The organism is Bacillus sp. B1-b2 (assembly GCF_009183415.1).
Lineage (GTDB): Bacteria > Bacillota > Bacilli > Bacillales > Cytobacillaceae > Niallia.
Genome location: NZ_WEHU01000003.1, coordinates 270,125 through 284,841 on the forward strand (window position 1 = coordinate 270,125; position 14,717 = coordinate 284,841).

Here is a 14,717-nt window from a genome sequence, read left to right on the forward strand (position 1 = left end):
ACAGCCATTCCTATGAATGCAGCTGTTCTCTGTAAAGTAATTTACTTTTTTAACTCTTGGTAATAAAATTCAAGTAGTTTTTCTACTGGTATATTATCTATTTTCATTCCTGATATGTCACTATCCGTAATTTGTAGGTTCCTTAGATTACTGTTACTTAGCTAAGCTTACCTCTTATTTATTTTTTGGTTATACAATACCATAAAAGAAAATAATTCCTTATTTGTTTTTAAATGAAACAAAGCTTATGAAAAGAGCCACCAAATAAAATCAAATATTTAAAGGAAAGAACGATTGTATTATTTCCGTCTAATCGCTTGAGTTATTGTTTATTACCTGTCCTAGCCTCACAATTAGGTAAAAAATCATCTTAATCAAAAAAAACACCACATCCCGGCATAAGATGTGGTGTTTTTCACTTGAATTATTAATGAATATCTTTCTTCCTGAAATTTCCGCCTTTTACTTCTGCTACATCATATACCGTAACAAAAGCCCCTTCATCTATTTCATGAATGATTTCTTTAATTTTACTTTCTTCTAGTCTGTTAATAACACAAGTAATTTCTTTGAATTTTTCATTGGAATATCCACCATACACTTCATTATAAGTAGCACTTCTACCAAGTCGATCTCTAATCGTTTCTACCATTAACTCAGGTTGAGTTGTAATGATCTTGAATGTTTTAGAACCACTTAAACCTTCTTCGACAATATGTATGACTTTTGAAGCAATAAAATATGCGATTGCGGAAAGGATTGCTCCTTGAAGTCCGAATACACTAGATACGATAATAAATATAAATAAATTTAAGAATAAAATAAGATCACTAGTACCAAAAGGTAGTTTTCTTGAAAGAAGCACAGCAAGCATATCTATTCCATCTAAAGCACCACCATTACGAAGTGCTAGACCCATACCGAACCCTAAAATAATCCCTCCAACTACTGTTACTAACAAGGTATCTCCTTCAATGATTGCAGGTATATGGTGCATCAGGCTTGTCCCAATAGCTAAAGAAGCTATTCCAATGACAGAAAAAATGGCAAAGCTTTTTCCAATTTGCTTATATCCTAACCAAATAAAAGGAATATTTAAAATAGCGATAAGAACTCCTAATGGCACTGGAAATAATCTTGATCCTACGATACTAAGACCTGTTATACCCCCGTCAGAAACAGAATTTGGAATAAGCACTGTTTCTAATCCATATGCAGCGATAATTCCACCTAATATAATGGCTAATGCGCGTAAAACATTTTTACCTAATTTTGATTTTTTCGTTTTTGTTCCCATTCCATTTCCCCGTTTCCTTTAATCTACCTATAAAGTTTACCATAGAATGATCATTTACGCCCTTCATCTAAACTGTGCGGCTTATCTTTCTAAACCATTAATTCTTACCATTTTTACATAGTTTCGTTGTTTAAACACATACTAAAGAAAGGGAGGGACTGCCATGAATGTACCTATTGCACTTGGGATATTACTTCTGTCTCATACATTATTTTTTCACCAAGAATTTGATCCTATTACATCTGACAAATCCACTATAAAAACACAGAAACAATATTTATTACTAGAGTCACCTACTATCCCGATTATATTTTCCCAAGAGTTTCAAACACATTTAGAAAAAATAGAGGAACAAGTATACCAAGAGCCAAAAAATGCTTTCCTTGATTCACACGGAAATATTGTAAAGGAAGAAGTAGGCTATCAATTAGATCGCAATAAATATATAGAAAGAATTTATTATCACTATTTTTCCAAGTTACCATTATCATCTGAGACACCTTTAAAAAAAGTATATCCAAACGTTGATAGTGAGCTATTAGATCATATACGCATAAAAAAAATCGGAAAATATGTTACTCATTTTAATAAGAACAAAGAACAACGTAGAAATAATATTGCCTTAGCTACAGATGCAATCAATAATACAGTTTTACTCCCTAATGAACAATTTTCTTTTAACAAAATAGTTGGGCAAAGAACATTAGAGAAAGGTTATTTAGAAGCTCCTGTTATTATTAACGGAGAATATTCAACAGATGTTGGTGGCGGGATCTGTCAGGTCTCTACAACGCTTTTTAACGCAGTGGATCATGCAGGATTAGAAATTATTGAAAGATATTCTCATAGCAGAGAAATAAATTATGTACCACCTAAACGAGATGCTACAGTGAGTTGGAATGGACCAGACTTTGTCTTTAAGAATAACTACAATCAACCAATTTTAATACAAGCAAAGATGTTAGGAAACTATTTACTTGTTGAAGTGTTTTCCTCTGATACCATTCTTTATCAACCAAGAGTTGTACCTTATCTTCCATAACAAAAAAGTGGTCTTTAGTTAGCGGTTTTTAACCCCTTAGTCTTTAATACCTTTTAATGTGGAAGGAAATTGAAGACTATTTGTATTTTTGTTTACTAAACCTTTGCTAGTCCAATTGCTAATTGTTCCCATAAGATTTTTTCTACTTCTCTACATTGGTTCTCTTCACATTCTATGATTATTATGACTTCTGATTTTTTTCCCTTTATTAAGCTTTTATGGTTTATTTTTTTGCGGTTTCTATACAACTCTATACTAAACCCTAAAATCAATCCTACTCCTGCCCCAATTAACCCCCAAAAAATAGGTCCCCATTCTAATTTAAATCCTCTACTAGCTCCAATAACGGAAAAAAATACCGCTAATATCATCCCTAAACTTAAGAGTGATTTTCCATCCGATCGATGAATGGAATCAAAGAAGACACTCTCTTCAGGTCCATTATCCAATGGAACGGCAAATATCTTATCAATACCTAATTTTTCAATTCTTGCTATAGCAATTTCCAAATGAATAGAGTGATCAAATGTTGCGAAGATTTGCATAAGAATTCACCTTTTAGCTTTTATTTTAAATGTTTTGACTTGGTAATTCTGTTTTAAATACAACTTTTGTTCTGCTTCAAATAATTTATTGTTTTCTACCACATTCATGTAGGACTCATAAATATTAAAAAAGTATAAAGAAGGGATATATAAAAGCCATTGAATATGTAAAACTTCCGTAGAATGCTGGAATTCTCCTAAAATAAGATAATGCAATCCTTCAATAAAGTGGGAAAAATGAATAAAAGTAACGGTAACTACTAATGTAAAAAATGCAGACAGAATTTGATGAAGATATAATTGTCCAGCACTCGGAATCGTCATAGACCAAAAAATAGCAACCAAAGGATTTCTTTTATCTAAATAATTTATTTCCAAAGGTTTGACTGTCAATACTTTAGGTATAGGTTTTTCTTTCTCTACTAAGTAATAAATATTATTAAGCTCAACCGTTGTACGATAGCTATCCCAAATGGCAAATAAATATAAAGGAATATACATATATACGTAATTAACGACTAACACATCTTTAGCAGCTTGAATATCGCCTATAAAAGAATAAACCATTGCTGTATTTAAGTTTGAAGCTTGGTTAATAAATATTTCCCAAATAATTAGTGCAAAACCACGAATATACTTATGTAATAATATATGTCCATATCCTGGAAAAGTAGTAGACCACAGAGCAACGATTATCGGAGAACGTGGATGTATGTAGGTAGTTCCCCATATGCTAATATTGCTTAATTCTCGACGAGTTTTTATTCTTCGACTATACATCCAAATCCTCCGTACAAATAAATAAAATAATGGCAAAATAAATATAAAAAGGATTACACCACGATATAGCTTAACATGTCCAACCAAAGGAATATTATGCTAAATAAGTTTTATCCATGGAAAGAATATTCCTTGATTGCTTTGCTTCTTTTCATTTCACATAAAAATAGAAACTTGGCATATATTATATACGAACATAAGTTCCCTTTCAAGAGTTGAAAAGAACAAATGTTCGTATATAATATAATTGGATAAGGAGTGTATGTTATGATAACTGAACACAAAACAAAAAAATGGAATGGGATATTGCTACAAGAGCAAACTCCAGCTAAACAAAAAGAGAAAGTTATAGAAAAGACTAAAAACATATTCAAATTGGATAAAGAGAAGTGGAGGGAAATAGATTTACTTATACATGAAGGAATGGAATATCATTCTTTATTACGATTTTCCTTATATCGAGACGAAAAGCTTGTAGGTATTTTTGGTAGAACTATTTTTATTGATTATTTGTCACAAGAATTCCGAATTATAGACAAGAAAGAGAACATTCATTTCGTTCCCTTTTCTACTTTAGTAGATGTCGAAAGGCTTTAGCATGCTAATGAAGGCTTCAGCACCTTTACCTTCTAAAGAGAGAAACATACTTGAACACCTTCTCTATCTCCCCCTTTTACTAACCGTACTAGAAAGAGATAGAGAAAGCACCTACAAAACACCTTTCAAATTGAGGAAAGTCTATGAAAACTTACTTGAAAACACCATTATTAAAATCCAAGGAGATTTACAGCATTTTAAGAATTTGATGAATTCCCAGCGTATGAAACTAGTCAAAGGAAGAAATAACGGAGAGTATACGGAATATCACTTCTATATAAATAATGATTATTATATATGTAGATATACCAATAATGAATTAAAAACAAACACTGAAAAACTTCTGACCTACTATTTTTTTAAAGAAGGCAGAAATGAGCAGAATCAATTTAGATGAGGTTATAAGGATTACAGGAGCATAAACTGCCCATTAAATACAGAACCTGTTCAAATGAATAGCTGCTACATAGTAGCAAGATCTCCTTTTCACCTCCATAATAGCGAAGATTGATAACTTCCCCAAGAGAAACTTCTTCCCTTTTAATAACTGTAGGTTCCTAATGAATCTACAGTTAGCCTGTTGAAAAACAAAATGGTCTATGGACAATTTGTGAAAATAGAGATAACCCTCTCCTATCATAATGAAAAACAGGGGATTTTTTATGTACTTCACCTATTTAAATATAGATATAAGTAGAAAATTGAAAGAGCTATGAAATAATGTATGATGTTTCGTACCATAGAGAACAAGGAAAAGACTACTTTTAGAAAAATAGTCGTAGAAATCCTCTTATTTTCGTTACTTCCATGAAAAACAACGGAAATAGACGGAGAATTACGCCTATTTCCTTAGAACACATAAAATCGGAGGCATTTTCCTTACTTAACCGGAAAAATCCGCTTATTAGCAAGGAAATTAACAGTATATTTGCCTTTAGTCGGAATTCTCCGCTTATTTTTGATGATTCCCACAAATTGGCTGAGGAATTTTTTTTCAACAAAATTATTAATAGAAGACAAGATATTGAAATCTCCTTCCAATTAATCACCCTATTTCTTTAAAATCAGCACCCCTTTCTTTATTAGCCATATATTATCAATAACGTAAGAAATGGTGGTGACCTTTATTGATTAGTATTAGTTTATGTATGATTGTGAAAAATGAAGAAGAAGTACTTGGACAATGCTTAGAAAGTGTCAAAAGAATTTGTGATGAAATCATCATTGTGGATACTGGATCTACTGATCAAACGAAAAAGATTGCACAGCAATATACAGACAAAATATTTGATTTTCCATGGCAAGATGATTTCGCAAAAGCACGTAACTTTGCATTTGAGAAGGCGACTCAAGAGTATATTCTTTGGTTAGACGCTGATGATGTTCTTCTAGAGATAGATCAAGAAAAATTAATGGAAGTGAAAAAAAATCTAGACTCCTCTGTTGACGCAGTTTCTATGTATTATCATATATCCTTCGACGCACAAAATAATCCTACCTTTTTATATAGAAGAAATCGATTAGTACGACGAGATAGACAGTTCCAATGGATTGGAGTAGTTCACGAATATCTAGAAGTATATGGAAACTTACTGCATTCTGACATAGCTGTTACCCATCGAAAATCCAATAAATCCACTTCAGATTCTTCAAGAAATCTACGTATATATGAAAATTTAATTGCAAGTGGGAAAGAATTAAATGCCAGAGATCTTTTTTATTATAGCAATGAATTAAAAGACCATCTTCTGTTTGAAAAAGCCATTCTTCATTATGAAAAATTTCTAGATTCTAATCAAGGCTGGATAGAAGATGAAATACGAGCATGTCTTTATTTAGCTAGCTGTTATAAAGCTACTGAAAATACTGAGATGGAATTGAGTTCCCTCTTCCGAACCTTTTACTACGACATTCCTCGAGCAGAAGCTCTTTGTTTAATAGGTGATTATTATAAAGAAAGAGAAAATTGGTATAAAGCTATTTTCTGGTACTCCCTCGCAACTTATTCAGAAGAAAATAACCAATTTGGTTTCTTTCAACCAAAATATGCTACTTGGTATCCTCACCTGCAGCTATGTGTTTGTTATTGGAAACAGGGGAATATGGAACAATCTATGAAGCATAACAACTTAGCTAAACAAAGCGATCCTGATAATGAGTTGGTTAAGAATAATGAAGCATTTTTTCTTATTATTAATCACTCTCATTTGGATAATTGATCTAGTTTTTTGTCTATTTCCTTCCTATTTAGTCTAATATAATGGCTTGCTTTTCTAGGAGGTTCATATGATAAAAGGATCACTTACTAGACAATAGCAGCAATAACAATGGAGAGAATGATGAGGATAGTCAGTTTAGTGATGTTGATAGATTAGCTTATAATGATAAGGTTAATTTTAATATAAATGCTGGATAACTGGACCAAGAACCCTTCCTTACAATACTTGGCAATCGGCTTAACCATTTCTATTAATACAGGTGGAGCATCTCCAGGAATTTACTGGTCTGTACAAAGATTATCTTAATTTGTTAAAGAAGCTATAGTTACCATTTGGTTAACTATAGCTTTTTATTTACCCATTTCTTGTGACTAAACTATATTAATGTCATTGAATAAAAACATACTTGCCATTACCTTTTCAATTAATCAATCCTATTTTTTGCTCATTATTTTATAAAAAAAATCAAATGAAAGAGAAATATAGGAACACACACAATAGTTAGTTCTCCATTATTTTTTCTTATCACACATCTCATCATTATTGAGGTAAGTCTACTTAGTTAAACCAAAAAGGGAATTATTACTAAATATAAAGAATTATGTTACTATCTAGATAAAGGATTTGTTCAATCGGGCAGTTTTCTTTAATAAGTGAAACTTTCATTTTTCTAATTCGTACATTTGGTACAAAGATTGATATGGGGGTGTCTATTGTGTCTAAAGAAGTTATTTTTCTTTTAGTTGTAGTGTCTATGGCTATATGGGTTGGGGTGTCTAGAGAGGCTGTAAAACCTTCAAATGAAATAAACTGGAGGAAAATGATCACATTACTGTCTGCTGGTACTTTATCTACATTAGTTATAACCATTACTCTTTTTCAAAGCCTATCGTTCTAGATCATTTAACGGAAGGCTTTCATGATATAAGACCATAAAAGCCTTCCGAAATACAGCTTTGTTTCGAAAAATGTTAAAAAAGCATGAATCACATTTCTATAGCACATCAGGTATTAATTCTTTTATCTCTTGCTCCGCATTACTTAAGCTTGCCAACCAAAAGCTTACTAATTTGACTCCATCAATTAGCTCTATATTTAATCCATTAGCGTATTCTAATGCTTTTGAGGTAAAGGAAGCCGTTGTAATGACATATCCACCTGCCGCTCCTCTTTTCACCATATTAGAATGTATGAGCGCAATCGAATCGAATGGTAAATCATTCTTATAACATTTCACTTGACCAAGGAATAAGCCTTCTTTTGTCTCGTGTTCAAAATCCACGCCATAGTCTCCACTTGTTGGAGTAACCCAAGTCGTACCTCCTCTTACCTTCTGTATCACGTCAGCAACAAATGCTTCAAATTCTATAGGGTCTTGTTTAATATACAGACTAGAGTAAGAAGCTATGTTTTCATCTAATTCCTTACAAAATCTCAGGTAAAGACCCATTGCTAAAGTTTTCTTTAATTCTGTGCTAGTTTGGATATGAGTAGCTAAAAGAGATGTTTTATATTCATTTTCTTTTTTAGACCATAAATATTTTATAAAAGCTAAAATTAAAAGAATTGCTGCTATAAGCTCAAAATAAATCAACTTTATCACTCCTTGCATTACTAAAGGATGTGCAAAGGGGTTATTTTCTATTCTTTTTTTATTTATTTGATAGGAAAAACAACACTCTTTCACAGGATATCACTTCTTAAAACCAGTATAAAAAAACTGTATCTGACTCCTTCGTAAAAAGGAAATAGATACAGTCTTTTGAGTATTAAAATAAGATTACTAACTATTTTTCTAAAATCATATCAATATGTGGAATATTATCTTCTAAATAGACGTCTGTAATGGAAATGAAACCAAAAGACCCATAAAACTTTCTTAAATAATCTTGTGCCTGAATTTTAATCACATTTTCTTGCAGCTCTGTATGAATAAAGTCAATTCCTCGACTTACAAGTTCTTCTGCATAACCATTTTTTCTATATGAGCTTTTTACCAAAATTCTTCCTAATGAAGCTTCGGGATAAGATACTCCTGGTGGTAGTATTCTTAAATAAGCTACTAGCTCTCCTTCTATACTCCCCATTAGATGATAGGATTCAAGGTCCTTCCCATCTACCTCAAGATATGGACAATTTTGTTCCACAACGAAAACCGCTGTTCTTTCCTGTAATATACGATATAATTCTTCAGTGGATAATTCATTAAACTTTTTTATACTCCATTCCATTTGGATAGTCACCTACATTGTATTATTTTCGAAAATGCTGCTTAAAAAAGCTATCCCTAATAATAGTAGAGTGAATCTATTAAATTGACAAGCTATTTGCATATAAAATCAAAATTAATAATAAATATTCACTACAAATATAGATATGTATATAAGTTGTTCTCCTTTTCATACAATCCTTACTAAAAAAACTCTCCAGTGTTTCGGAGAGTTAACTATCCTTCCATTTCTTTAATAATTTAAAATGAAAGGGTAAGAAGAAATAGTAAACAACAAAGTAAACAGGTACACTATAAAGTAGATTCCAATGCTTTGGATTCATATAACCTGTCCATTGATTAGTTCCTTCTACAATGAGGGAAAGGACTACAAATATAATAGTTCGTTTAAATTTTGTTGATGGATGAAAATTATTTAAGTATATTTTTCTTTTGCATAAATAACGCACATAAAAATAATAGGAGAGCCCATATAACGGGACACCAAATACCGTCCGCCTGTATATCCATATTTTTTATTATTTTTCCCACCATTTATCAACCTTCAAAATTTCTTCCTTTATATATGGATGCCTAGGAAAAAATTATGCGAAAGGGATAAATAGCAGGCTAGAGAATAACAGAAAGAACTTACTTTATTTCTTTATTTCCATTACAGCAAAGTAATTTTGTTCATAATCAGCAAAGTTAAATATTTTTTCATTCCCCATTTCAACCATCTCTCCAACTGTGATGCCGTTGGTTGTTAATTTTTCATATAATTCCTCTACATTATCGGAAACAAACATAAGAGAAGGTGTCCCTAAATTTAACTCTGGCTGCATTTCTGCTATTAACTTTTTGTTATGTAATATCAATGTTGTTTCTGCTTGCTCTGTTGGAGCAATCTCAATCCATCTCATATGTCCATTATCTTCATCTGATTTAACCACAAAATTTAACTGTTTTGTCCAAAATTCAGCTGCTTTATCCTGATCATTAACATAAATCATTACTTGCCCTAGTTTACTAATCATCTTTTTCCCTTCTTTCCACTTAGTGTTAAGATTACTTGCTTATTAGTTTCGTTAACATACCTCCATAATCCTTCTTATATTCCAGGTATAGATGATCATTTTACGGAAAAAAACCCTACTATATAAGTAGGGCAAAAAAATTTGTTCATAGCTAAGCAATTAATGTTTGTCCATCCACTTGTATTCTATGCTTAAGCGTCATTTTGGTAACTATATATTGTAATTAATGCTTTATATTTATTTTTTCAAACACTTTACTCTTTCGTCTTCAAAGGATACAAGCGATATTCCCATTGATGAAAACATTCCTCTAGTATGTAAAATCCAGCTTCTTCATTTATTGCGATTCGGGAGCATTGTTGTCTAGGGATTGGTGCCTTATCCTCTTCGTTTCTTACATCTATCCAGCTTTCATTCGCTAACGGATCAAAACGTACCACTAATCTATTTCCGTTAATCTCCAACGTTTCTCCGTCTTTTTTCTGTTCCGCCATCTCCATAAAATGATCAATTCCTGTGGTATCTACTTCAGATGAATATTCCACTTGTTCATTATATTTCTGTGTTAACAATCTTTCATCTCTTTGTATTTTGTCATAATTTTCAATGGTTTTTTTCAGTTCTGGTAAGTTCTGAAGGATAACATCCTTATTTCCTACAAATGTGGAAAAGCGTACAATATCCTTTGTAATCCACTCCTCTGCTCCCAATCCTAAGGCACTCTTTCCATCTAGTTGGCGAGAATTATGGTCGATAATGGAAAAATCTTGCCCTTCGATGTGCCTTCCAATTAAACCAAATCTAGTACTATAGAAATCATACATATAACTAGTCTCACCAAGAGTAAACTGACGATACTCAATTACTAAAGATTGCCTATTATGCGGCGAATGAATCTTTGTATAGTGGTTTTCCAGAAGAAGGATGAATAAGCCATGAACAAGTATAATTGGTACACCAACAAGTAAGCCAGCAATGATCCAGAATGATTTCACTCGATACGAACGAAATCCAATAACAGATAATACAACAATATTAATCAATAAAGGAATAATATAGCCAGTTGGTAAAAGAAAAATAAAATAATAACCTGTAAGATTCATAAGAGCTAAAGTAATGTTCATGCATACTAAAATAGTGATCCACCATTTTGTTTTTGTCATTCTATACCTCCGTTCTTCTAACGTGCCTATATATAATATTAAGTTCTACTTCAAAGTATGTAGAATTTCTATGTAGTATATATATTTATACCCTATGTCATTAATAATTACAAGATTTCCCTTATAAAAGACTTCGTTAATCTGTTCCTACCTTTAAATTTAAAATAAACTTAAAAAGGAAGGGACAAAATTCTTCCACTTCCTATCTACTTCTTACCATACTTCTATAGATAAATGTTGGTCATTCTCTACTCTAAATTTAACAAATTAGCTATTATTTCATCACTTCCAGGCATTAAAAGAATGGTGCCTAATACAATAAAATGAATACCAAGAACAAACAGTAAAACGATTACTTTAATAGACCTAGGAACACCTTTCCGAGTTACACCAACAATCAGAAATATAATACCTATAAGAATTAATAACATATAGTAGAACCCCATATTAGTACCTCCATTGTGTTAACTAAAACTTATGATCGAGCTTAATTCTTTGAAAAAACCTCTATAAAATCATTAACTTCACTACTCATTTCCTTAAATTCTGTCCAGTGAAGATAATGATGTCCATCTAACTCTATAACTTCACTTCCGGATGAAGTGGATAATTGAGTTTCATAAAATGTTATATTGTTCTTGCCATCTTCTGTTTTGTTCTCTACAGACTTCGTAAAAATTAATACTGGCATGCTAGAAGGAAACTTCATCTCCACTGTACGATTTACATTGTTTTGAATTTCATTTGCTTCCTTTACAATGCTTTTGTTATATCCTTTCCAAGCAGAAATAGCCTTGGTCATCCTTAGATTTTCTTTCGAATATGTATTCTGATTATTCGTAATAGGTAAGTAGCCTTCTGAATCTAACGATATAGCCAATCTTGCAAGCCCAGTTGGTGCGACATAGGTTAAATAGTTTGGCATGGTCGGAGCATTCTCCTCAAAATACCCTAAACTTTGAGGCAGTGTGGGATCAATTCCTATAATAGCTTCCACTTCATCAGGATATGTATTGGCATAATACATACTATAGATACCAGAAATAGAATGCGGCATTAATATATACGGTCCTTCTACATTTGCTTTATTTAGTGCTAATCTAGTTTCTTCCACAATATTCTGAACGGTTCTTTCTTTATTTGTTATGTCACTCCAACCATATCCAAATGGTTCAACAACCACAACCTTGTTATTTCTTGCTAACTCATTCATTAATGGTTCAAAATCTAATGCTGGAGCAGCTGTTCCAAGACCGCTTAATAATACAATAGTGTGCTCCCCTTCTCCCTTTTCATAGACATGCATCTTTTCCCCATTAACCTCAACTAACTTTCCAATTGCAGGATACTTATTTTGCTCGTAAATGGATGTGACATTACTATAAATAACCCATATCCCGCATAAAGCTATTAGCGTAAGAAATATATTTCTTACAACCCTGCCCTTCTTTTTGTTCATTTGTACCACCCTTTCTTTTTCTTTCATCATAATGGATACAAAGAAAGGAAGGAATGAACTTGAGAAATATTTCCATCTAAGTCTTTAGTCTTATATAAGCCTAAAACTTGTTCTATTTACGGATTTCTTTGATATGAGGGCAACGCTCTATTAATATACGGATAAAGTGGTCTCTATCTTTTGGAGAAATAAGAACAGAGTTATATGATTCATACGAGATTTCTATTCTTTTCAACGATAAAGCAGGACTTGATAGTGGATTCATTGTTTTTCTTACGGATTTTATGGTACGGAGGAGGATTTCTTTTCTAAATGGACCATATCGAATAATTAAGCTTTTATCTGTAAGCACATATTCTGTCGTAAACCATAGCCATAAAATGAAAATAGGAATAAGAAAAGCACATAGAATAATAATAATCAACTCCATGAAATCAGGAGGTGTCGTAAAAAGGCCATAAATAGCACTACCAATCGCGAAAAGCATGGCTCCCCATAGAACAATCGTTAACCACCAATCTTTTTTTGACTTGAATTTCAATACCATCACCTCATAAACATATTTTCTCTATATAATAAATACGTTCTTCCTTGGAGAAAGGGTTCATTTTTCTGTTTGTAAAAATGTTAATATAGCATCTCTATAATTAATCGGATCTTCTAGGTATGGATGATGACTACTATTTAGTATGATTGTTGTAACATCGGGAAAACGGAAAGTAGTATGATGAGTTGGTCCAACCGAATGATCTCTCTCTCCTGCAATTACAAGCACTGGTTTTACGATATTCTCCGTTAGATCGGTAAAATCTTGAAAGTATTGTTTTTGTGAGAGAACTTGCTCTTGAAATTGTGGATCTGAATGTATTCCCTCTTTATCAATGGAATCAAGAAGGACTTTATTATCCATGTTATCAAACTGCAATGTATAGTATAGGTCTTTTTCCATTAACCTAGAAATGAAAGAAAATGTGTTGCTAATGAACCCTTCCATATCATCCCTTTGTAGTTCTTGCCTATCATTCCCTAATAATTCATTCCCTCTATGGATTTGATGCTCAAAAGACTCATACATATGGAGTGTTACATTGGAGAGAATGATTCCTTTTGTTCTTTCTTGGTATTGATTTGCATAATTAACAGCAAGTATCCCCCCAAAAGAATGGCCCATTACGTACATCTCATTTATTCCATTATGTTCTCTCCATTCTTCTATATCTTCAATGAGTCTAGATAAGGAGTAATTTAGGTCTGAGCTATGTGCAGAACGTCCACAGCCTCGTTGATCTAAATAGATCATCTGTAGGTTATCTTCTAGTAGCGGGGCAGCGAACACCTGAAAAGACTTGCTCCAATATCCTGGACCACCATGTAAAAAAAGACAAGGAGCTCCTTTTCCACTTATTTCATAATATAAATCAATGCCATCACTTGTTGTAATATCATACTAATTTCTCCTTCTTCTATGTGGTTGCCACTTGAACTCTTTAAGCCATTTTAACACAATAGGAAAAACTTTACATAAAACAAAAATAATTACCAGAAAAATACATTTTCATTGGAAAGGAATACTCTATTTGGTAAACTGATGATAAAGGAGTTGATTGCAATGGAATTGGTGTTGGGATTTCTTTATGCTATAGGAGAATTTACGGCAGCAATCGCAATGTCTGCTTGGGCAAAACTTCGTGGAGAGAATGAATAATCGCTGTATGGATAAGGTTTGAACTCTTATTAACCCTATCCAAATATAAGCTTCTTTTAGAGTAGGATTTTCCTTTCTGAAAGGAGTTTTCTTCTGGTTCGTTTCCGTTTCGGTTGTTCATTTTTATCATGAACGACCTTTTTTTAAGTTCTTACTCTTTTCGGTCTTTCATTTTCATGATGAACGACCTTTTTTCTGGTTCGCTCTCGTTTTGGTTTTTCATTTTTATGATGAACGACCTTTTTTCTAGTTCGCTCTCGTTTTGGTCTTTCATTTTTATGATGAACGACCTTTTTTCTGGTTTGCTCTCGTTTTGGTCTTTCATTTTCATGATGAACGACCTTTTTTCTGCTTTCCTCTCGTTTTGGTCTTTAATTTTTATGATGAACGACCTTTTTTCTGGTTCGCTCTCGTTTTGGTCTTTCATTTTCATGATGAATGACCATTTTTCTGGTTCGCTCTCGTTTTGGTCTTTCATTTTCATGATGAATGACCTTTTTTCTGGTTCGCTCTCGTTTTGGTCTTTCATTTTCATGATGAATGGTCTTCTGTCAAGAAAGTAGACACAAAAAAATGAGATATTTTTCTTCTCCAGCTACTACCGCACTTCGTTTGGTGGGGTGTTAGAAAGAATCACTCAAAAATCATGACTGATCCTTTCTAA

The 14,717-nt window shown here is 32.4% G+C and carries 17 protein-coding genes and 1 pseudogene; 5 read left to right on the forward strand and 13 right to left on the reverse strand.

What is annotated here, in order from left to right; all coding sequences use genetic code 11:
• Positions 1-41 precede the first annotated feature (41 nt).
• Positions 42-161 (reverse strand): annotated as a pseudogene (locus F9279_RS26195) (GNAT family N-acetyltransferase); the annotation flags it as partial.
• Positions 162-427: 266 nt separating this feature from the next.
• Positions 428-1,297 (reverse strand): YitT family protein, encoded by an 870-nt coding sequence (locus tag F9279_RS04815; RefSeq protein WP_152111649.1) that lies wholly within the window; start codon positions 1,295-1,297, stop codon positions 428-430.
• A 163-nt stretch (positions 1,298-1,460) separates the two neighbouring features.
• On the opposite strand from F9279_RS04815, the gene F9279_RS04820 reads away from it, so the two are divergent.
• The gene (locus F9279_RS04820) at positions 1,461-2,339 is read left to right on the forward strand and encodes a VanW family protein (protein ID WP_152111650.1); all 879 of its coding nucleotides are present in this window, start codon (positions 1,461-1,463) and stop codon (positions 2,337-2,339) included.
• Between the two features lie 95 nt (positions 2,340-2,434).
• On the opposite strand, the gene F9279_RS04825 is transcribed toward F9279_RS04820, so the two are convergent.
• A complete protein-coding gene (locus tag F9279_RS04825) occupies positions 2,435-2,884 on the reverse strand; it encodes a hypothetical protein (RefSeq protein WP_152111651.1) in 450 nt (149 codons plus the stop codon).
• 6 nt (positions 2,885-2,890) lie between these two features.
• The gene (locus tag F9279_RS04830; RefSeq protein WP_152111652.1) at positions 2,891-3,664 is read right to left on the reverse strand and encodes a hypothetical protein; all 774 of its coding nucleotides are present in this window, start codon (positions 3,662-3,664) and stop codon (positions 2,891-2,893) included.
• A 267-nt stretch (positions 3,665-3,931) separates the two neighbouring features.
• On the opposite strand from F9279_RS04830, the gene F9279_RS04835 reads away from it, so the two are divergent.
• The 4 genes from F9279_RS04835 (at position 3,932) to F9279_RS04850 (ending at position 7,378) form a co-directional block, all read left to right on the forward strand.
• Positions 3,932-4,261, forward strand: a complete 330-nt coding sequence (locus F9279_RS04835; RefSeq protein ID WP_152111653.1) for a YolD-like family protein — start codon at positions 3,932-3,934, stop codon at positions 4,259-4,261.
• Between the two features lie 130 nt (positions 4,262-4,391).
• On the forward strand, positions 4,392-4,658 hold the full coding sequence (locus F9279_RS04840) for a hypothetical protein (protein ID WP_226793227.1): 267 nt from the start codon (positions 4,392-4,394) through the stop codon (positions 4,656-4,658).
• A gap of 730 nt (positions 4,659-5,388) precedes the next feature.
• Entirely contained in the window at positions 5,389-6,480 is a 1,092-nt protein-coding gene (locus F9279_RS04845; RefSeq protein ID WP_152111654.1) for a glycosyltransferase family 2 protein, read from the forward strand.
• A 715-nt stretch (positions 6,481-7,195) separates the two neighbouring features.
• Positions 7,196-7,378: a hypothetical protein gene (locus F9279_RS04850; RefSeq protein WP_152111655.1), complete on the forward strand. Its 183-nt coding sequence runs from the start codon at positions 7,196-7,198 to the stop codon at positions 7,376-7,378.
• Between the two features lie 96 nt (positions 7,379-7,474).
• Here F9279_RS04850 and F9279_RS04855 read toward each other — a convergent pair whose 3' ends face one another.
• The 9 genes from F9279_RS04855 to F9279_RS04895 all read right to left on the reverse strand — a co-directional run bounded on the left by F9279_RS04855 (position 7,475) and on the right by F9279_RS04895 (position 14,588).
• Positions 7,475-8,074, reverse strand: a complete 600-nt coding sequence (locus F9279_RS04855) for a restriction endonuclease (protein ID WP_152111656.1) — start codon at positions 8,072-8,074, stop codon at positions 7,475-7,477.
• A 193-nt stretch (positions 8,075-8,267) separates the two neighbouring features.
• On the reverse strand, positions 8,268-8,711 hold the full coding sequence (locus F9279_RS04860) for a GNAT family N-acetyltransferase (protein WP_152111657.1): 444 nt from the start codon (positions 8,709-8,711) through the stop codon (positions 8,268-8,270).
• Positions 8,712-9,345: 634 nt separating this feature from the next.
• Positions 9,346-9,726, reverse strand: a complete 381-nt coding sequence (locus F9279_RS04865) for a VOC family protein (RefSeq protein WP_152111658.1) — start codon at positions 9,724-9,726, stop codon at positions 9,346-9,348.
• A gap of 254 nt (positions 9,727-9,980) precedes the next feature.
• Positions 9,981-10,889 carry a hypothetical protein gene (locus tag F9279_RS25020; RefSeq protein ID WP_193224450.1) on the reverse strand — a complete coding sequence of 303 codons (909 nt, stop codon included), beginning with the start codon at positions 10,887-10,889 and terminating at the stop codon, positions 9,981-9,983.
• A 248-nt stretch (positions 10,890-11,137) separates the two neighbouring features.
• Complete coding sequence (locus F9279_RS04875) at positions 11,138-11,335, reverse strand: hypothetical protein (RefSeq protein WP_152111659.1); 198 nt, start codon at positions 11,333-11,335, stop codon at positions 11,138-11,140.
• 41 nt (positions 11,336-11,376) lie between these two features.
• Entirely contained in the window at positions 11,377-12,348 is a 972-nt protein-coding gene (locus F9279_RS04880) for an alpha/beta fold hydrolase (RefSeq protein WP_226793231.1), read from the reverse strand.
• Positions 12,349-12,460: 112 nt separating this feature from the next.
• The gene (locus F9279_RS04885) at positions 12,461-12,889 is read right to left on the reverse strand and encodes a PH domain-containing protein (RefSeq protein WP_193224451.1); all 429 of its coding nucleotides are present in this window, start codon (positions 12,887-12,889) and stop codon (positions 12,461-12,463) included.
• Between the two features lie 63 nt (positions 12,890-12,952).
• Positions 12,953-13,789, reverse strand: a complete 837-nt coding sequence (locus tag F9279_RS04890) for an alpha/beta fold hydrolase (protein WP_152111661.1) — start codon at positions 13,787-13,789, stop codon at positions 12,953-12,955.
• Positions 13,790-14,204: 415 nt separating this feature from the next.
• Positions 14,205-14,588: a hypothetical protein gene (locus tag F9279_RS04895; RefSeq protein ID WP_152111662.1), complete on the reverse strand. Its 384-nt coding sequence runs from the start codon at positions 14,586-14,588 to the stop codon at positions 14,205-14,207.
• Positions 14,589-14,717: the final 129 nt, after the last annotated feature.